This is a genomic window from Streptomyces sp. AP-93 (assembly GCF_022808175.1).
Classification (GTDB): domain Bacteria; phylum Actinomycetota; class Actinomycetes; order Streptomycetales; family Streptomycetaceae; genus Streptomyces.
Window position 1 is genome coordinate 324,124 of sequence record NZ_JALGBX010000003.1, and the last position, 18,523, is coordinate 342,646.

Sequence of the window (18,523 nt, forward strand, 5' to 3'; positions counted from 1 at the left end):
CGTTCCTAGATGCGGTTCCTCCACATGAGGGCTCGGCGCCTCGGGCTCCCCCGACGGGCCGCCTCCCAGATCCTGCTGACCCAGCTGGCCATCGCCGCCGGGGTCCTCGCCCTGGCCACCGGCCTCTTCCTGGCCCCGCTGAGCGCGCAGCTCGACGACCAGGCCATGCGGCGTGCCCTGGCCATCGCCCAGAGCGCCGCCGCCGACCCCGCCCTGGCCGCCGGCCTCCTCGGCTCGGCTCCCTCGCCGGACAGCCCGGTACAGGCCTCGGCGGAGCGGATCCGCTCGGCCACGGGCGCCGAGTACGTGGTGGTCCTGGACCTGGACGGCATCCGCCGCTCGCACCCGAGCCCCGACCGCATCGGACGGCCCGTCTCCACCGACCCCGGCGACGCCCTGGCCGGCCGCGAGGTCATGGAGATCGACGAGGGCACCTTGGGCCGCTCCGCACGCGGCAAGGTCCCCCTGCTCGCCGCCGACGGCGAGATCATCGGCGCCGTCTCCGTCGGCATCGCCTACGACAGCGTCCAGGGCCGCCTGCTGGGCGCCATCCCGGGCCTGCTCGCGTACGCGGGCGGCGCCCTGGCCGCGGGCGCCCTCGCCGCCTACCTGCTCTCGCGCAGGATCCACCGGCAGACCCGCGACCTGGCCTTCTCCGATATCGCGGGCCTGCTCGCCGAACGCGAGGCGATGCTGCACTCCATCCGCGAGGGCGTGATCGCCCTCGACCGGGCCGGCCGGGTCCGACTGGTCAACGACGAGGCGGCCCGGCTGCTGGGCCTCGCGCCCGACGCCGCCAGCGCCGTCGCGGGGCGCGCGCTGGACGAGGTACTCGGCGCGGGCCGCACCACCGACGTCCTCACCGGCCGGGTCACCGGCCGCGACCTGCTCACCGTCCAGGGCAGCCGGGTCCTGGTCGCCAACCGGATGCCCACCGAGGACGGCGGAGCCGTGGCCACCCTGCGCGACCGCACCGAGCTGGAACACCTGGGCCGCGAGCTCGACTCCACCAAGGGCCTGATCGACGCCCTGCGCGCCCAGGACCACGAACACGCCAACCGGCTCCACACCCTCCTCGGCCTGCTGGAACTGGGCCTCTACGAGGAGGCCGTGGAGTTCGTCACGGAGGTGGTCGGCGTGCACCGCAGCACCGCCGAACAGGTCACCGAGAAGGTGCACGACCCGCTGCTCGCCGCCCTGCTGATGGGCAAGGCCACGGTCGCGGCGGAGCGCGGGGTCCCCCTGAGGCTGGCGGATTCCGCCCTGCTGCCCGACCGCCTCGTCGACCCGGGGGGTCTGGTCACCATCCTCGGCAACCTGGTCGACAACGCACTGGACGCCGCGGTCGGCTCGCCGGCGCCGCTGGTCGAGGTCGACATCCGGGCGGACGGCCGCACGGCGGTCCTGCTGGTCCGCGACAGCGGCCCCGGCGTCCCGGTGGCGCGCCGCGAGGAGATCTTCACCGAGGGCTGGTCGACCAAACAGCCCCAGGCCGGCGCCCACCGCGGACGCGGGCTCGGTCTCGCCCTGGTGCGACGCCTGGCCGAGCGGCAGGGCGGCACGGTCCGGGCCGGCGAGGCAGCGGACGGAGGGGCGGAATTCTCCGTCGTACTCCCGGAGGCCCTGCGATGAACGATTTCAGCGCACTCAGCGCATCCGGCTCGTCGGGCTCGTCGTCGGGCTCGTCCGGCACTTTCGGCGTGTTTGACGTATTGGTCGTCGACGACGACATGCGTGTTGCCCGGATCAACGCGGCCTACGTGGCCAAGGTTCCCGGCTTCCGCGTGTCGGCCCAAGCCCATTCGGCGGCGGAGGCGCTGGCCCTCCTCGACTCACGCCCGGTGGACCTGATCCTCCTCGACCACTACCTCCCCGACGAGAACGGCCTGGACCTGGTCCGGCGCCTGCGCGAGCGCGGCCACCGCACCGACGTGATCATGGTGACGGCCGCCCGCGACCTTGCCACCGTCCAGGCCGCGATGCGCCTCGGCGCCCTCCAGTACCTGGTCAAGCCCTTCACCTTCGCCGGCCTGCGCACCCGTCTCGAGGCCTACGGTGCCCTGCGCCGCACCCTGGACACGGGCGGCGAGGCCGAACAGGCGGAGGTGGACCGGATCTTCGGCGCCCTCGCCGCGGCCGGCGCCGACGCCCCGAGCGACCTCCCCAAGGGACACTCCCCCACCACCGCCGACCTGATCCGCGGGATCCTGCGCGCGGCCGAAGGCCCGCTCTCCACCCAGCAGATCGCCGACCGCGCGGGCATCAGCCGCCAGACCGCCCAGCGCTACCTCAAACTCCTCGACCGCACCGGCCGCGTCACGCTCGCCCTGCGCTACGGCGAAACGGGCCGCCCCGAACACCGCTACGCCTGGCGCCCGCCCACCACGGGCTGACGCCGGCCGGCGGCCGGCCGGTCACGGCCCCCCGCCGCCAGGTCGGCCCTACACCGCCCCGGCCCCGGTCAGCGCGCGGACCTCGGTCTCCGCGTGCCGCCGCTCGTCCGGCTCCTCCGCCGAGGTCACGGTGCCCAGCCAGCCCGCCAGGAAGCCCAGCGGAATGGACACGATGCCCGGGTTCTGGAGCGGGAAGAGCTGGAAGTCCACGCCCGGGAAGAGGGATTCGGGGCTGCCGGACACCACCGGGGACAGGGCCACCAGCAGCACGGCCGGGACCAGCCCCCCGTACACCGACCAGACGGCGCCCCGCGTGGTGAACCCGCGCCAGAACAGCGAGTACAGGAGCACCGGCAGGTTCGCCGAGGCCGCCACCGCGAAGGCCAGACCCACGAGGAAGGCCACGTTCAGGTCCTGGGCGAGCAGCCCCAGCGCGATCGCCACCGCCCCGATCCCGACCGCCGCCACCCTGGCCACCGCCACCTCGCTGCGCTGCCGGGCGTGGCGGCGCTTGAGCGAGGCGTACAGGTCGTGCGCGACGGAGGCCGACGAAGCGAGGGTGATCCCCGCCACCACCGCGAGGATGGTCGCGAAGGCGATGGCCGCCACGAAGGCGAACAGCACCGCGCCTCCGGTCGAGTCGGCCCCGCCGCCCAGGAAGGCCGCGAGCAGCGGAACCGCCGTGTTCCCCGAGGCGTTGGAGTCCCGGACCTGATCCGGCCCGAGGAGCGCCGCCGCACCGAAGCCCAGCACGATGGTCATCAGGTAGAAGCCGCCGATCAGCCCGATCGCCCACACCACCGACCGGCGGGCCGCCCGCGCGGTGGGCACGGTGTAGAAGCGCGACAGGATGTGCGGCAGCCCGGCCGTGCCCAGGACCAGGGCGAGCCCGAGACTCATGAAGTCGAAGCGGGCCGTCCAGTCACCGCCGTACTTGAGCCCGGGGCCCAGGAACCGGTCGCCGTGCCCGCTGCGCTCGGCGGCGGTGCTGAGCAGCTGGTCGAAGTTCCCGTGGAAGCGCAGCAGCACGAGCACCGTCAGGGTGATCGCCCCGCCCATCAGCAGCACGGCCTTGACGATCTGGATCCAGGTGGTGGCCCGCATGCCACCGAAGGACACGTAGATCACCATGAGGGCGCCGACCCCGATGACGGTCAACGTCCGTGCGGTCCGGCCCGAATCGGCGAGCAACAGGCCCACGAGGCTGCCGGCGCCGACCATCTGCGCAATGAGGTACAGCACGGACACGACCACCGACGAGGTCCCGGCGGCGATCCGCACCGGCCGCTCGCTCATCCGCGCGGCGACCACGTCGGCGAGGGTGAACCGGCCGCAGTTGCGGACGAGTTCGGCGACGAGGAACAGGACGACCAGCCAGGCGACGAGGAAGCCCACCGAGTACAGCAGGCCGTCGTAGCCGAAGAGGGCGATGAGGCCGGAGATGCCGAGGAAGGAGGCGGCGGACATGTAGTCGCCGGCGATGGCGAAACCGTTCTCCATGGGCGAGAACAGCCGCCCGCCCGCGTAGAACTCCTCTGCCGAACCGTGCCGGTTGCGGCTCACCCAGGTGGTGATGCCCAGGGTGACGGCGATGAAGACGCTGAACAGGAGCAGCGCCAGGGTCTGGTGCTCGGTGGTCACCGGCCCGCCCCCCGTGCGCGGTTGCGCTCCCCGGCGTCCGCCCGGCGGACCTGCTCCTGCTCGAAGACCGTCCAGCGCAGGTCCAGCGCCGCGCGGTCGCGCCGCAGCCGGGCGTGCCGGGCGTAGGCCCAGGTCAGCAGGAAGGTGCTGAGGAACTGGCCGAGGCCCGCGAGCAGGGCCACGTTGACGGACCCGAACACCGGCCGGGCCATCATGCCGGGCGCCGTGGTGGCGGCGATCACGTAGGCCACGTACCAGAGGAGGAAGCCGGCGGTCGCGGGGACGACGAACCTCCGGTAGCGGCCGCGCACCTCCTGGAAGGCGGCGCTGCGCTGCACTTCGAGGTAGATGTCGGACGCTGCGCGCGCGGGCGCGCCGCCGGGGCCGGAGTTCGGGGGTGACGTTTCCGCTCCGCCCCCGGCCGCTCCGAGGGCTCCGTCGCCGGCGCCCTCGCCCCAACCGACGGCCAGCGCGTCGTACCAGGGGTCGTCCAGCCGGATCGTTCCGGCATCACGACCTTCGTGCTTGTCCACCGAACTCTCCTTGTCCGCCGCCGCAATGGCCGCGTGCCCACAAGGATGTGCGGGAGGGACGGTTTCCGGACTGGTGTCCCGGTGCTCTTCACTCCATCAGGTGATGGAGTGAAGAGCACGGGTGTGCCAGTACCCCGGAAGTGCCACCGGAGGTCCCCCGGTGGCTCCGGGTCCGCTCAGGCGTCGATCCGCGAGCGGTCCAGGGTGGCGGCGGAGCTGGTGATGAACTCCTTGCGCGGAGCCACCTCGTTGCCCATGAGCAGGTCGAAGACCGACTCGGCCGAGTCCAGGTCGCCGATGTTGATCCGGCGCAGGGTGCGGAAACGGGGATCCATCGTGGTCTCCGCCAGCTGGTCGGCATCCATCTCGCCGAGGCCCTTGTAGCGCTGGATCGAGTCCTTGTACCGGATGTTCTTGCGCTGGTACTCCAGCAGGGTCTGGCGCAGCTCGCTGTCCGAATACGTGTAGACGTACTTGTCCTGGCCCTTCTTCGGCTGGACGAGCTCGATCCGGTGCAGCGGCGGCACCGCGGCGAAGACCCGGCCCGCCTCGACCATCGGGCGCATGTAGCGCTGGAAGAGCGTGAGCAGCAGGCAGCGGATGTGCGCGCCGTCCACATCGGCGTCCACGAGCAGGACGATCTTCCCGTACCGGGCGGCGTCGATGTCGAAGGTCCGGCCCGAGCCGGCTCCTATGACCTGGATGATCGCCCCGCACTCGGCGTTCTTGAGCATGTCCGAGACCGAGGACTTCTGGACGTTGAGGATCTTGCCCCGGATGGGCAGCAGCGCCTGGAACTCGGAGTTCCGGGCGAGCTTGGCCGTACCGAGCGCCGAGTCCCCCTCGACGATGAAGAGCTCGCTGCGCTCCACGTCGTCGCTGCGGCAGTCGGCCAGCTTGGCGGGCAGCGAGGAGGACTCCAGCGCGGTCTTGCGGCGCTGCGCCTCCTTGTGCTGGCGGGCCGCGATCCGGGTCCGGGCGGCCGCGACGATCTTCTCCATCACGGAGCGGGCCTGCTGCTTGTCGTCCCGCTTGGTGGAGGTCAGGAAGGCCTTGAGCTCCTTGGCGACGACGGCCGCGACGATCCGGGTGGCCGCCGAGGTGCCGAGCACCTCCTTGGTCTGGCCCTCGAACTGCGGCTCGGCGAGGCGGACGGTGACGACCGCCGTCATGCCCTCCATCGCGTCGTCCTTGACCACGTCGTCCTCGGCGACCCGCAGCAGCTTCGCGGAGCGCAGCACCTCGTTCACGGTCTTGGTGACCGAGCGCTCGAAGCCGGAGATGTGGGTGCCGCCCTTGGGGGTGGCGATGATGTTCACGAACGACTTCACGTTCGTCTCGTACCCCGTGCCCCAGCGCAGGGCGATGTCCACGCCGAGCTCACGGGTGACCTCGGTGGGGGTCATGTGGCCGCGGTCGTCGAGGACCGGGACGGTCTCCTTGAAGATGCCGGTGCCGGTCAGGCGCAGGACGTCGCAGGCCGCCTTGTCCTGGGCGAGGTACTCGCAGAACTCGCTGATGCCCCCGTCGAAGCGGAAGGTCTCCTCGGTCTTGCCGGCCCCTTCCAGGGCCCGCTCGTCGCGGACCACGATGGTCAGGCCGGGCACGAGGAAGGCCGTCTGGCGGGCGCGCTGGTAGAGCGTCTCCAGCGTGAGCTTGGCGTCCTTGAGGAAGATCTGCCGGTCGGCCCAGTAGCGGATCCGGGTGCCCGTCTTGCCCTTGGCGATCCGCTTGCCCTTGCGCAGACCGTTGGCGGGGTCGAAGGGGCTGTCGGGGCCCTGCTCGGTGAACATGCCGGGGACGCCGCGGCGGAAGCTGATGGCCTGCGTCGCGCTGCCCCGGTCGACCTCCACGTCCAGACGCGCCGAGAGCGCGTTGACCACGGAGGCGCCGACGCCGTGCAGGCCGCCGGAGGCCGCGTACGACCCGCCGCCGAACTTGCCGCCGGCGTGCAGCTTGGTCATGACGACCTCGACGCCGGAGAGGCCGGTCTTGGGCTCGACGTCCACGGGGATGCCGCGGCCGTTGTCGCGGACCTCCACGGAGGAGTCCTCGTGGAGGATCACCTCGATGTGGTCGCAGTACCCGCCCAGGGCCTCATCGACGGAATTGTCGATGATCTCCCAGAGGCAGTGCATGAGGCCTCGGCTGTCGGTGGAGCCGATATACATGCCGGGGCGCTTGCGGACGGCCTCGAGGCCTTCGAGGACGAGCAGGTGCCGCGCGGTGTAGTTGGAGCCGTCCCGGTCTGCTCCGGTCAGCAGTGCGCTGGAAGGCACGGACGTGTCGGCGGTCACGCAGTTCGCTCCTCGCTGAATTCTTTTTCTGGCCCGGTCGGGCGCAGTGGTGGCTCGGCTGCCGCTGGAAGGGTACCGAGCCCTGGTAGAGCCGATGCAACGCCACCCCAGCCCCTTCGTCAGCCTAGTGCAGATCCGCACGCATGTTCGATCCTCCGTGGGGGTGAAGCAAACATCACGTTCCCTTCCGCGCATGAACCATTTAGTGTTCGGGCACGTCCTCATCAACAACCGGCACTCAGCCGGAGAGGGCAGAACTGCGACAAGCGAACGACCTGACAACGCGAAACCGTAAAGCAACGCAATACGGCTCCTTCGCCGCCAACCGGCAACGGCCGGCCAGCTTCGGAAGGAAGTTTCGAGGAAAAGCCGAGAGCGGGAACGTTTTCGGCCTGGTTGGATGTTGACCCTGGTACGACAGCTCGTCGAGCTAGAGAAGAGGCGACGTGACTACTGTTCTGACACCCGCGACCCCGCTGACGGCCGCTGACCGATGCGACCGTTGCGGCGCCCAGGCATATCTGCGCGTCGTCCTGCTGAGCGGCGGTGAACTGCTCTTCTGCGCCCACCACGGTCGCAAGTTCGAGCCGGAACTCAAGAAGATCGCCGCGGAAATACAGGATGAGACCGAGCGGCTTACGTCCGCTCCGGCGGCCAGTGCCGCCGAACCCGAGGACCGCTGACACAAGGCCTACACCTCGCATCCGACGAGCCAGGACCGGCGAAGCCGGTCGACGGGCGGTACCTCTGCGACCCAGAGGCACCGCCCGTCCTCATGCCCGGACGGGGTTCACCCCGTCCGGACGGGGTTCAGTGCTTCGGCGCCGGGCCGGTCCCCGGCCGCGAGGCCCCTCCCGGGCCCCTGAGCGGGGCGTACGTCCATCCCCAGGACTCCTCGGGCACCAGGACGGCCCAGGTCCCCCCGGGCCGTCTCCGGGCCGCTCGCGGAGTCGGCGACGAAGTCGATCAGCGGCGCGATCCGCGTGTACACCCCCGGGCTGTCGGCGCGCCCGCAGCCGCGCCCCCAGGACACCAGTCCGATGAGCCGGCCCTGGGCCACCAGCGGGCCGCCGCTGTCCCCCTGGCAGGCGTCCTTGCCGCCCGCGCGGTCCCCCGCGCACACCATGGAGTCGGCCCGGTACTGACCGTCGGCGTCTCCCGGGTAGGCCCGCCCGCACACCTCGTCCGACAGCACCGTCACCCCGGCGGCCCGCAGCCCGTAGGCGTAGTCGCCGAAGCCGCTCGTGTCGCCCCAGCCGTACACGGCGGCCTCGGTTCCGGCCCCGTACGCCGGATTCCCGAGGCCGGCCATCGGCAGCACGCTCTGCGCGGCCACGGCTTCGGCCAGCTCCAGGACGGCCAGGTCGCCTGCATTGCTGCCCGGGTCGTAGGCCGGGTTCACCCGGGCGGAACGCACCGCGATCTCCCGCCCCTCGCTCGCGCGCAGCTCCGTACGCCCGGTGATCACCCGGAAATCGCGGACGGAGTCGACCGGGCCCCCCAGGACCTGACGCCCCAGGCAGTGGGCCGCGGTCACCACCTTGGTCGGGGCGACGAGGACGCCCCCGCAGAACTGGCCGCCGCGCGTACCCCCGAACCGGTCACGGCTGGCGAGGGCCACGACCCACGGGGCATCGGCCGCCTTCACCGGCCTTCCGCCGATCACCACGCTGTCCGCGGCCGCTCGAGGCGCCTGGGAGAGCGGCGCCGCCGCCGCTCCCGCCGCCAGGGTCAGCGCTCCCGCCAGGACACGGGCAAAGGGACGACGCATGAGGCCTCCTGACTCCGAGTGTGCATGACTCCACTCAGAGTGGGACGCCCGGTGGCCGTGCGCACCCGCGCGGCCACCGGCGACGACCTGCGGCGAACCCCTCGCCGCGCCCGGTCCGGACCGGTCCGGCTCAGTCGAGGTAGTCGCGCAGCACCTGGGACCGGGACGGGTGACGGAGCTTGGACATGGTCTTCGACTCGATCTGGCGGATGCGCTCACGGGTCACCCCGTAGACCTTGCCGATCTCGTCGAGCGTCTTGGGCTGGCCGTCCGTGAGGCCGAAGCGCATCGAGACCACGCCCGCCTCGCGCTCGCTCAGCGTGTCGAGCACCGAGTGCAGCTGCTCCTGCAGGAGCGTGAAGCTCACGGCATCGGCCGGTACGACCGCTTCGGAGTCCTCGATGAGGTCTCCGAACTCGCTGTCGCCGTCCTCGCCCAGCGGGGTGTGTAGGGAGATCGGCTCACGGCCGTACTTCTGGACCTCGATGACCTTCTCGGGGGTCATGTCGAGTTCCTTGGCCAGCTCCTCCGGGGTGGGCTCGCGGCCCAGGTCCTGGAGCATCTGGCGCTGGACGCGGGCCAGCTTGTTGATGACCTCGACCATGTGCACCGGGATGCGGATGGTGCGGGCCTGGTCGGCCATGGCCCGGGTGATCGCCTGCCGGATCCACCAGGTGGCGTACGTGGAGAACTTGTAGCCCTTGGTGTAGTCGAACTTCTCCACGGCGCGGATCAGACCCAGGTTGCCCTCCTGGATCAGGTCCAGGAAGAGCATGCCGCGGCCGGTGTAGCGCTTGGCGAGGGAGACCACGAGGCGGAGGTTGGCCTCCAGCAGGTGGTTCTTGGCCCGGCGGCCGTCCTCGGCGATGATCTCCAGCTCGCGCTTGAGCTTGGGCGCCAGCTTGTCGGAGTTGGCGAGCTTGTCCTCGCCGAAGAGTCCGGCCTCGATGCGCTTGGCGAGCTCGACCTCCTGCTCGGCGTTGAGGAGGGGCACCTTGCCGATCTGCTTGAGGTAGTCCTTGACGGGGTCGGCGGTGGCGCCGGCCACGGCGACCTGCTGGGCGGGGGCGTCGTCCTCGTCGTCCGAGATGACGAAGCCCTTGCTCTCGGCGCCTTCCTCCTCGTCCTCGGACTCGGCCTTGGCGGCCCCGGGACCCTCGTCCGTGGTCTCTTCGTCGCCCGCGTCGTCGGCGTCCTTCTTGGCGGCGGTCTTCTTCGCCGCCGTCTTCTTGGCCGTGGCCTTCTTGGCGGGCGCCGCCTTCTTCGCCGCCGTCTTCTTCGCCGCGGTCTTCTTGGCGGCGGGCTCGGTCGCGGTCCCCTCCGCGAGGGCGTCGGCGTCGGCTTCGACGGGGTCCGGCTGCGCCGCCCCGGCCTCCGCGTCCGCTACGGCCGCGGCGGGCCCGGCCGCTGTCTTGGCCGCCGCCTTCTTGGCGACGGGCTCGGTGGCCGTCCGCTTGACGGGGCTCTTCGCTGCGACGCTCTTGCGGGTGGTGCGCTTGGGCGACTCCGCGGCACTGACCATCAGCGTCACACCCTCTTCCTCGAGGATCTGGTTGAGGCTGCGCAGAACATTCTTCCACTGGGTCGCAGGAATCTGGTCAGCCTCGAAGGCCCGACGCACGTCATCGCCGGCGATCTGCCCCTCGGCCTTGCCCCGCTCGATGAGCGCCATCACAGACTCGGAATCGGCGATCTCCGGCGGGAGCGTACGGGATGTGCTGGCCGACACGAACAACCTCTCGGAACGATGGAAACGGCTTCCGACCCCGGCCTGGTGGTGTTGGACCGGAGCCGACGACCACCGACTGGGGATGGGCCGGGGGCGCGGGCAGGGGCCGGGGAGCTGCACAGCACCCGCAAGGGCTGCTGTCTTCCCTCCGTCGGCCATCACCTCTTAGGTCATCGCGTGACCTCGCAGAGCGTTACGCCCAATCTTCGTGGCCCGAGTCACACCCCGTTTGGTGCCATGCCGGTCATACCGGTATTTCTGCACGTCCGGCGTGTCCGAACACGCCCCGTTTCGCGGGCCGGACGACTCCCCGCAAGCGCAGTCCCGGCAGCCCCGGACCGGAGCCGGGAACCGGCCGGGGCGCTCAGGACCCCGACGGGGAGCCGGACTCCGCTGCCGCCGGACCCTCCCCGGACCGGGTCCGGGGGTGCCACTGGGGACCGGCGGCCCATCGGCAGATCCACGCCCGCACCCGTGCGCTGCGGCCCGTCAGTGCTCGCGCGGGGCGGGAACCACGCGCTCGACCTCCGGATGCACCGTCAGGAGCTGGCGCATGGCGTTCTCCGCGCCGATCGCGTCACCGGCGGCGAGGGCCTCGACCATGCGCGCGTGGTGCGCGACACAGGTCTCGCTGGGACGGTCGCAGGAGGTGACGGGACTGCCGGACACCTGCAGGGCGGCGGAGACGATGCCGGAGAGGTGCTCCAGCATGCGGTTGGCCGCGACCTGGATGAGCAGGGCGTGGAACTCGTTGTCCGCACGCGCGAAGGTGATCGAGTCACCCTGGCCGAGGGCGTGCCCCATGATCTCGACCATGTCGGCGAGGCGCTGCTGGATCTCCGGGCGGCCGTGGCCGGCGGCGAGGCGGGCGGCGAGCGGCTCGATGGTCCAGCGGAGCTCGCCCAGCTCGCGGCGCTGGTCGTCGCGCTGCGGGCCGAAGGCGCGCCACTCGATGATGTCGGGGTCGAGCAGGTTCCAGTCGGCGACCGGGCGGACCCGGGTGCCGACGTTGGGGCGGGCGCTGACGAGGCCCTTGGCCTCGAGGACCCGCAGCGATTCGCGGACGACGGTACGGGAGACCTCGAAACGCTGCCCGATCTCCTCGGGGACCAGCGGGCGGTCCGCGCCGAGGTCGCCGGAGACGATCATCTGGCCGAGCTGCTGGACGAGTTGGCCGTGCAGTCCGCGGCCGCGGCTGCCCGCGGCGCGGCGGCCGACCCGGCTCAACTCGACGTCGGATCCGTCCCAGCGGGGCACTCCCACCCGGTCGGCCCCCGAGGCCTCCGGGTAGGGGTAGCGGTCGAGTTCGCCCGCGCCGGCGAGGCCGGAATCGGCATGGCGGGCGGCGGTCATCATGGTGTGCGCAAGGGTACTCACGAATCCTTTGTCGGCCTTGTCTCCGCGACCCTTGAGGTCTTTGGTGAAAAGCACACGAAAGGGTGATCGGTGCCACCTACGCAATTGACGACTTATCGTAAAGAACCGGGCCTTTTGCGGGGAGTTGCGGTCCGCCGGGCTTGATGTGGACCACAACGGTCCCGTTGGGTCCGGACCGGCGCCGGAACGATCACCAACGATCCCTCACAAACGGACGCGGCCGCGCAGTCCTGTGAACCCATAGGCGCACAACAGGACCATCAGCGACAACACCAGGGCGGTGCCGACCGGTTGGGCCATCACCCGGATCGCCCCGAGGACCACCCTGTCCGCCTCCGGCGGCCACTGCGCCCAGGCCAGGCCGCGCAGCCGCTCCGCGAGTCCGGAGACCGGGTACGCGGACGGGCCGTCCAGGGCCTTGCGCACCAGCGGTACGACCATCACCGGTACGGCGAGCACCGCGGCCAGGCCGGCGGAGGCGGACCGGAAGACGCCGGAGGCCAGGACTCCGGACCAGGCGCAGCCGATGAGCAGCCCCGCCCAACTCGCGGCCGGGGAGACCCACTCCGCGGGGGTGCGAAGCGGCCCACTGCCGAACACCAGTGTCAGGGCGGCGGCGTCGGCGGTCACGGCGAGGGCGCCGAGCAGCAGCGCCATGGCGGCGCTGACGCCGAGTTTCGCCGTGAGCAGCCCGAGCCGGCGCGGGACGGTGCCGCGGTCGGCGGCGAGCGCGGGATAGCGGTACTCCTCGCCGAAGGCCAGGGCTCCGAGCAGTCCGGCGCCGAGCGCCGCGGGCGGCAGCGGGAGCAACTCCGGCCAGGCGGCCAGCAACCGGTTCTGCGGGGTGTGGCCGACCCGGGCCAGGACCAGCGCCGTGACGACGGAGACGGCGACGACGAAGGCGGCGGTGAGTACGGGGGTGGCGGTGCCGAAGAGCCGGTGCAGCTCGTAGCGCAGTGGCCGCAACGGGCCGCCGAGCCGGCGGACGGCCGAGGCGGGCAGCCCTGCGCGTGCGGGGCGGGGCCGCTCCGCGACGCCCGCTCCGGGGGCGGCCGGCGTTCCGTCTGCGGCCGCGGCGCGGGCCTCGGATCCGGCGCGGTCCCGGGCGCGCGGCAGTGACGGCGGCGCTCCCGCGTCACCGGTCTCGTCGGCGAGCTGGTGGACGAGCACGCCGTGCCGGAAGGCGGCCTCGCCGACCTCGGCGCAGTTGCTGCCGTAGACGGACAGCCGGCTGCCGCTCTCCTCCACGATCTCCACCGTGCGCTGGGCCGCCCGAGCTTCCCGGCCCAGTACGTCGGCCAGCCGGGCGGCGTGCGGGGTCCGCACGGCGACCCGCGGCCGGAGCCGGGTCCGGGCGAACTCGGCGGCGTCCTGGTCGGCGACGAGCCGGCCCGCCTCGATGCTCACGACCCGGTCCGCGCTGCGGGCGGCCTCCTTCGCGTCGTCGGTGGTGAAGAGCACCGCGCCGCCGAGGGAGGCGTGGCCGCGCAGCAGGCCGTGCAGCCAGCTCCGCTCGCGGGGCGAGAGCCCGGCGGCGGGCTCGTCGAGGAGGAGCGTGCAGGGGTCGGCGAGCAGGGCTGCGGCCAGCGCGACCCTGCGCTCCATGCCGAGCGAGAGCGAACCGAGCCGCTCGTCGCGCAGTCCCGCGACGCCGACGACCTCCAGCATGGCGTCGGCCCGCGCGGCCGGCACGCCCGCGGCGGCGCAGAGCATTCGCAACTGGCCGCGCACGGTGCGCGAGGGGTTGCCGGGGAGATCGCCGAGGAGGACGCCGACCTCGCGGCCCGGGTGCGGGATCCGGTGCAGGGGGCGCCCGCGGAAGTAGGTGACTCCGCGGCCCGGTTCGAGTTCGAGCATGAGTCGCAGCGCGGCGGTCTTGCCCGAGCGGGGCTCGCCGAGCAGTGCGGTCACGCTTCCGGGGCGGGCCTCGAAGGTGAGGTCGTCCACGAGGGGAGGGAGGTTTCGACGGGGGGTGCTGGTGAGTCCGATGGCCTGGAGCATCGCTTCTCTCGCGGGGGGTGAGACCGCTCTGCGGCAGGATGAATACCGCCAACAAGATAACGCGATATGTCCGATTTAAGGCGCAGCTCGTCCCGAGTCGCGCTCGTGTCGGCGCCGAGGCCGTTGCCCACGGGGGCGCGAGCCCGGCTATCGGCCGGGACACCGGCCCGGGTGGCGCCCCGGGGTGGGGGCGGGGCGCCTGGGTCTCAGACTTCCGGGCGCAGCATCGGAGGATTGAGCAGGGTTGCCCCGCCGGCCCGGAACAGCTGGGCGGGACGGCCGCCCTGACGCGTCGTCGTCCCCCCGGCCGGCACCAGGAACCCGGGGGTGCCGGTGACCTTGCGGTGGAAGTTGCGCGGGTCCAGGGCGACTCCCCAGACCGCTTCGTAGACCCGGCGCAGCTCGCCGACGGTGAACTCGGGCGGGCAGAAGGCGGTGGCCAGCGAGGAGTACTCGATCTTCGAGCGGGCCCGCTCGACCCCGTCGGCGAGGATCTGCTCGTGGTCGAAGGCGAGTCCGGCGCCGGTCTGGCCGTCCGTGGACAGCAGCTCGTCGACGGGGGCCCAGCGGGCGCTGTTGGCATCGCCGCCGGCCCGGGGCGCGGGCAGATCCGGAGCCAGCACCAGGTGCGCCACGCTGACCACGCGCATGCGCGGATCCCGCTTGGGGTCACCGTAGGTCGCCAGCTGTTCGAGATGCGCCCCGTTGCCCACGTCCGGAGCCGTCGGGTCGTGGGCGCAGAGGCCGGTCTCCTCGGACAGCTCGCGGGCGGCGGCCGCCGACAGGTCCTCGTCCCCGCGCACGAAGCCGCCGGGCAGCGCCCAGCGTCCCTGGAACGGCTGCTCACCCCGTCGGATGACCAACGCGCAGAGCGCATGGCGCCGCACGGTGAGCACGACCAGGTCGACGGTGACGGCGAAGGGCGGAAAGGCCGACGGGTCGTAGGGCGACATGCCGCGATCATAGTCGTCTGCCTGACGATAAACAGAGCTTTGGAGATCTTCGGACCCCGGAACCGGCCACGGAAGCGGAAGCCGCGGCCCGATCCGGCCCGATCGGCAGGACGTCCCCTACCCGCCCAGTTGCAGCGCATCGGCGGCCTCCTCCACCATGCCCAGGCCCAGCCGGCTGATCCGGACGGCGAAGGGTTCCCCCGAAACCCGCAGTCCCGAGAGGCGGAGCCCGCCGAGCGGAGCGCCGGGGAGGGGTACGAGGGCGACCGTGCCGGCGGGGGCGTCCGGGCGGATCCCGGCCAGGGCGGTCAGTACGTGGATCCCCGCGGCAGCCGCGACCGCCGCGGGCCGGCAGGCCGCCGGATGCGGAAGCGGAGCGCTGCCCACCGTGCGCTGCTCGGCGGCGTACATCTCCGGGAGGCGGTATCCGAAGCCCTCCGCCGCGTCCAGCAGGCCCCGCAGCAGCCCCGTGGCCTCCTTTTCGAAGCCCGCCTGGGCCAGGCCCGCCACGGCGACCGCGCTCTCGTACGGCCGTACCGCGCCCGAGCGGTACCCGAACGGGTTGTGCCCCGGCTCGCGGACCGCCATGCTCCGCAGCCCCCAGCCCGAATCCATGGCGGGGGCTCCGAGCAGCCGGGCCAGCTGCTCGGCACGGACCCGGTCGAGCAGCCCCCGCGCGAGCCGGCCGCCCCCGAGCAGCCCGGTGTCCAGCAGGTGGGCGGCGGCCCCCGTCAGCCGGGGCAGGGGCCGCCCGTCGGGATGCAGGGCCGCCGCGGGCCGGCCGCCATCGGGGCCGTCGACCCAGAACCGGGCTGCGAACCGCTCCCGCAGCTCGGCGGCCCTGTCCCGCCACTCCTCGGCTCCGGGCCGGCCGCACCCGGCGAGCAGGTCGGCCCCGAGGAGCGCGGCACGATGGGCGTGGGCCTGGGTTTCACAGCGCCGGGGTCCCGGATCGGGATCGGCCAGGAAGCCGTCCTCCCCGAAGGCGCCCCGGATCCACTCCAGGCACCGCTCGGCGGCGGGGAGCAGCTGGGCCACCTCCGCCTCGGGCATCCCCCAGCGCCGGGCTTCGGCGAGGACCGCGGGGAAGGCGAGCGTCGCCTCGGTCCCGGTGCATCCCGGGGGCAGCTGGGGACCGGCCCCGCGGAGCGGTCCCGGGATCTTCCCCGCGTCGGCGCCCCGCCCCCCGGTCTGGGTCCGGGCCAGGATGCGCAGGGTCGCGGCGGCCAGTCCGGTGCCGAGCGGGAGTGCCATGCGGGCGGCCCACAGGGACTCCGCCGGGGCCAGCCCGAGCCGCCACGGCACTCCGGCCGCCGCGTAGCTGTCGGCCGGTTCCTTCGGGTCCCTGAGCAGCAGCGCGCCCAGGTCCTGCACGCTCGTGCGCAGCCATGCCTCGGCCCGCGGGTCGTCTCCCTCCGCGCGGGCCTCGGCGGACAGCGGATTGGCCACCTGTCCGGCGGGGGCGCGCGCCCCTCGGTCCCGGGTGGTCCGCAGCTCGATGGTGCGGGATTCGCCGGGGCGCAGTTCGAGCTGCCAGCGCAGCAGCCCGGCCGAGGCCAGCGCGTCGTCCGGCGGCGGCTCCGCCGCGGTGACGGCCTGGGCCTCGCCGTTGGCCCAGCGCAGTCCGGCGGCGTGCACCCCGGCGGGGAGCTCCGGCCCGGCCCGGCCGGCGGCCACCTCGGCCAGATCCGCCAGGTCGGTGCCGAGCGAGACCTCCACCGGGATGCGCAGGGACCGGCCGGTGAAGCTGCGCAGGGTGATCCGCTCGGTGCCGTCGGCGTGCCGGATCCGCTCGACTCCGACGTCGGGATCGGGCCCGGGCTCCGCTCCGGTCCGCACGGTCCCGGTGAAGGAGGCCCGGTCGGCGCCGAGACTGCGGGCCTGGACCGCGACCGGGTCCCGGCCGCCGACGCGCAGCACGCAGCGGGACAGCAGCCGGAGCCCGGCGCGGTAGATCCCGTCGGCCCCCCGCCCGGTGAGCTGGCCGTGCTCGGGCGAGATGACCAGGCACGGCGCGGCGACGCAGATGACGGCACCGTGCACGGGCGGCAGGTCGGCCCTGCGGGAGGGGGCTACGCGGGCGGGGGGTACGGGGTGGGACATGGGTCGCCTTGTCTGCGCTCCGGGTGGATCGGCTGGGCGGCGGCGCGGCCGGGTCCCCACCACCCCCCAGCGCAACGCCCCGGCCCCCGCCCGGGTCACGGGCCCCGGTGGGGGCTGCGCCCGGCGGAGCACCGGCCTTCGCGGGGGCCGTCGCCGCAGAACCGCTCGCGCCCCTTCCCGCAGAACCGCTCGCGCCCCTTCCCGCAGCCACCCCCGGAGCACGGACCCACAGCCCTCGCCCCGGCCACGCCCCCGGCCCGCACAGCCGACCCCGGCCCGGCCCCGGACCCGCCCCCTGTCGCTGGCTCCGTCCCCACTCCGGACCCGGACCCGACCCCTGTCGCCGCCCCCGCCCCGGCCCCGTCCGCGCTTCACTGCTCGCTCCCCGCGGTGCTGCCGGACTCGCGGCGGCTGCTCGTCCTGCCCGGGCGGCCGGGCGGCCTGGTGACGGCGCCTGCGCGCCGGGGTCCCGCGGGCAGGCGCCCGCGGCGCGGCTCCCGTCGCCGCCGCTCCTCCCGCAGGCACTCCCGCAGCCCCTCCGGGTCGATCCCCTCGTTGCAGGCGTGGTGGAGCAGCTGCGCGAAGCGGTACCCGTCGTCCGCCCGCAGGGCCAGCCCCAGGGCGATCCTGGCCGTCGGCTCGTCCCCGGTGGACCAGGAGACCCAGCCCGCCAGGGTGAGGGGAGCCGCCGCGTGCTCCCCGTAGGCCCCCACGCAGCGCCGGGCCAGGGCCCGCCACAACCGCAGGGCGGGTGCCGCCTCCTCGCCCTCCATCCACTCGGCGGCGATGTCGCGGATCTCGCGGTCCTGGAGCCCGAGGATCAACGAGGCGGCCTCGTCGTGGCCCAGCAGCGCGTCGTCCCGGGCATCGGCACCGGAGCCGCCTTCGGCCGGCGGGGCGAGGGTCATGCGCTGGATCAGCGCACGGGCGAGCAGGACGGTCTCGGCCCCCACCTCCTCCCGGGTGGCCCCGTCGAGGATCTTCGGCACCAGCGCGACGGCCGCACGGTCCAGGGCGCCCTCCATCTCGTCGGCCACCGTCCCGCGCAGCGGTGTCAGCCGGTGCTCGATCTCCCGGAGGGAGCCGCGTACCTGGAGTCCGGCGAAGGTGGCCGCGGCGGCCATCACCGAGGTGCCGGGCACGGCCAGCGCACTGCCCTCGGCGGGGCAGCACCGCTCGTCCGGGCAGCAGTAGGACCAGTACCGCCCGGCGGAGAGGCACAGGGCCTCCAGTACGGGGACGTCCAGAGCCCCGCAGGCCAGCCGGATCCGCTGGGCGAGCGGGCGCAGCCTGGTCATCACCCGCTGCGCGCTGTCGCCTCGGTCCGGGTCCTGGCAGAGGAAGACGATGATGCCGTCGGGCCTGGCTCCGCGCCGCACACTGCCGCGGATCAGACAGTCGGCGACCTGCCGGGCGGTGTCCTCCCATTCCTCGGGGGCGGCGGGGATGCCCACCCGGAGCCGGCCGCCGAAGCGGCCGGCCTCCCCGTGGACCGCGACCATGACGAGGGAGTCGCTCGGGTGGAAGCCGAGCATGTAGGGCAGCGCGTCGGCCAGTTCGGCCGGACTGCGCAGGGTGATCCGGGAGGCGTCCACGCCTCCGGACGGGCTGGTGGACGAGGGGTCGGACGGGGTGCGTGCTGCTTCGTGGTTGTTCGTCATGTCCCGAAGGTCCCGTGTCCGACCGAATCCGGAAACCCCTGTGGATAACTCCCGAACCGGCGCC

General features: G+C 73.2%; 13 protein-coding genes. 3 read left to right on the top strand and 10 right to left on the bottom strand.

Going from position 1 to position 18,523, the window contains the following annotated elements; translation table 11 throughout:
- Positions 1-9: 9 nt before the first annotated feature.
- The gene (locus MTF69_RS07320) at positions 10-1,632 is read left to right on the top strand and encodes a sensor histidine kinase (protein ID WP_243331736.1); all 1,623 of its coding nucleotides are present in this window, start codon (positions 10-12) and stop codon (positions 1,630-1,632) included.
- Between the two features lie 68 nt (positions 1,633-1,700).
- Positions 1,701-2,393 carry a response regulator gene (locus tag MTF69_RS07325; RefSeq protein WP_243331737.1) on the top strand — a complete coding sequence of 231 codons (693 nt, stop codon included), beginning with the start codon at positions 1,701-1,703 and terminating at the stop codon, positions 2,391-2,393.
- Between the two features lie 48 nt (positions 2,394-2,441).
- Here the strand turns inward: MTF69_RS07325 and MTF69_RS07330 are convergent, their stop codons facing one another.
- From MTF69_RS07330 to MTF69_RS07340, 3 genes are all read right to left on the bottom strand, one after another.
- A complete protein-coding gene (locus MTF69_RS07330; protein ID WP_243331739.1) occupies positions 2,442-4,034 on the bottom strand; it encodes a cation acetate symporter in 1,593 nt (530 codons plus the stop codon).
- The gene (locus MTF69_RS07335; protein ID WP_243331741.1) at positions 4,031-4,567 is read right to left on the bottom strand and encodes a DUF485 domain-containing protein; all 537 of its coding nucleotides are present in this window, start codon (positions 4,565-4,567) and stop codon (positions 4,031-4,033) included. Before MTF69_RS07335 ends, MTF69_RS07330 begins: the two co-directional genes overlap by 4 nt.
- Positions 4,568-4,743: 176 nt before the next feature.
- On the bottom strand, positions 4,744-6,864 hold the full coding sequence (locus tag MTF69_RS07340) for a type IIA DNA topoisomerase subunit B (RefSeq protein WP_243331744.1): 2,121 nt from the start codon (positions 6,862-6,864) through the stop codon (positions 4,744-4,746).
- Positions 6,865-7,310: 446 nt separating this feature from the next.
- Between MTF69_RS07340 and MTF69_RS07345 the strand changes: the two genes are divergently transcribed.
- Entirely contained in the window at positions 7,311-7,547 is a 237-nt protein-coding gene (locus MTF69_RS07345) for a hypothetical protein (RefSeq protein ID WP_112449103.1), read from the top strand.
- A gap of 107 nt (positions 7,548-7,654) precedes the next feature.
- Here the strand turns inward: MTF69_RS07345 and MTF69_RS07350 are convergent, their stop codons facing one another.
- The 7 genes from MTF69_RS07350 to MTF69_RS07380 all read right to left on the bottom strand — a co-directional run bounded on the left by MTF69_RS07350 (position 7,655) and on the right by MTF69_RS07380 (position 18,459).
- Entirely contained in the window at positions 7,655-8,635 is a 981-nt protein-coding gene (locus tag MTF69_RS07350; RefSeq protein ID WP_243331747.1) for a serine protease, read from the bottom strand.
- A gap of 130 nt (positions 8,636-8,765) precedes the next feature.
- On the bottom strand, positions 8,766-10,370 hold the full coding sequence (locus MTF69_RS07355) for an RNA polymerase sigma factor (RefSeq protein WP_279345467.1): 1,605 nt from the start codon (positions 10,368-10,370) through the stop codon (positions 8,766-8,768).
- A 483-nt stretch (positions 10,371-10,853) separates the two neighbouring features.
- A complete protein-coding gene (locus tag MTF69_RS07360; RefSeq protein ID WP_308401371.1) occupies positions 10,854-11,795 on the bottom strand; it encodes a FadR/GntR family transcriptional regulator in 942 nt (313 codons plus the stop codon).
- Positions 11,796-11,945: 150 nt separating this feature from the next.
- Positions 11,946-13,742, bottom strand: coding sequence for an ATP-binding cassette domain-containing protein (locus MTF69_RS07365; RefSeq protein ID WP_243331752.1), 1,797 nt, complete (start codon positions 13,740-13,742; stop codon positions 11,946-11,948).
- A 206-nt stretch (positions 13,743-13,948) separates the two neighbouring features.
- Entirely contained in the window at positions 13,949-14,695 is a 747-nt protein-coding gene (locus MTF69_RS07370; RefSeq protein WP_243331754.1) for an NUDIX domain-containing protein, read from the bottom strand.
- A 117-nt stretch (positions 14,696-14,812) separates the two neighbouring features.
- Complete coding sequence (locus MTF69_RS07375) at positions 14,813-16,798, bottom strand: glycogen debranching N-terminal domain-containing protein (RefSeq protein WP_243331756.1); 1,986 nt, start codon at positions 16,796-16,798, stop codon at positions 14,813-14,815.
- Positions 16,799-17,169: 371 nt separating this feature from the next.
- Complete coding sequence (locus MTF69_RS07380; RefSeq protein WP_243331758.1) at positions 17,170-18,459, bottom strand: DUF4192 domain-containing protein; 1,290 nt, start codon at positions 18,457-18,459, stop codon at positions 17,170-17,172.
- Positions 18,460-18,523: the final 64 nt, after the last annotated feature.